Raw genomic sequence first — 900 nt, 5'->3', positions numbered from 1 at the left:
GATAGCTGTTGTTTATCAGGGAGAGGCGTTAAGCTATAGGGAGCTGGACAATAAGTCTAATCAGCTGGCACATTACCTCAGAGGTGAAGGTGTTGAACCTGATAGTCTTGTTGGTATCTGTCTGGAGCGCAGTTTAGAGATGCTTATAGGTATTATGGGTATTCTTAAATCAGGAGCAGCTTATGTGCCTATTGATCCGGGTTACCCGAAAGAGCGTATCTCTTATATTATAGTAGATTCAAATATAAAAGTCTTATTAACAGATGAAACGACTGTTGAATCCATAGAAAGTAAAAATGATATTAAGTTAATATTGCTAGATAAGGATTGGAAAAACATTGCAAAGGAAAAGTCTAAAAAGACAGCAGATTTAGTAAAATCTAATAATTTGGCATACGTAATTTATACTTCGGGAAGTACAGGTAATCCGAAAGGAGTTATGATAAAACATAGTTCTTTGAAAGATTATATAATTACTTTTTTAGATTTTTTTAAAGTTAAAAAGTCTGATTCTATTTTAAGTCAATCAACAATTTCATTTGATGCATCTATAGAAGAAATCTTTCCTATTTTAAGTATTGGTGGCAAATTAGTTATTGCAGATAATAATTTTGAGACTATTTTATCATTATGTGAAAAATATGGGATTACCATATTAAGTACAAATCCATTTATGATTGAGTTTATAAATTCGAAATCAGAAATTAATTTGTTTTCGTTAGAGAAAATAATTAGTGGTGGAGATGTTTTAAAGCCATCATATATTAATAATATATATGATAAAGTTTCTGTTTATAATTCATATGGACCTACTGAAGCTACAGTTTGTGTAAGTTATCATAATATTATTAATCTCTCAAATACTATTGCGATCGGTAAACCTATTGCCAACACGCAGAT

The 900-nt window shown here is 30.3% G+C and carries 1 protein-coding gene; it reads left to right on the top strand.

The features are described 5' to 3' along the window. Positions 1-900 (top strand): AMP-binding protein (locus B0A80_RS20565; RefSeq protein ID WP_165769310.1); only part of this gene is annotated, 900 nt, incomplete at both ends.

This window comes from Flavobacterium tructae (assembly GCF_002217475.1).
In the GTDB taxonomy this organism is placed as follows: Bacteria; Bacteroidota; Bacteroidia; order Flavobacteriales; family Flavobacteriaceae; genus Flavobacterium; species Flavobacterium tructae.
The sequence above is the reverse complement of the archived record's forward strand: the minus strand, read 5'-3'. Positions and strand labels throughout refer to the sequence as shown.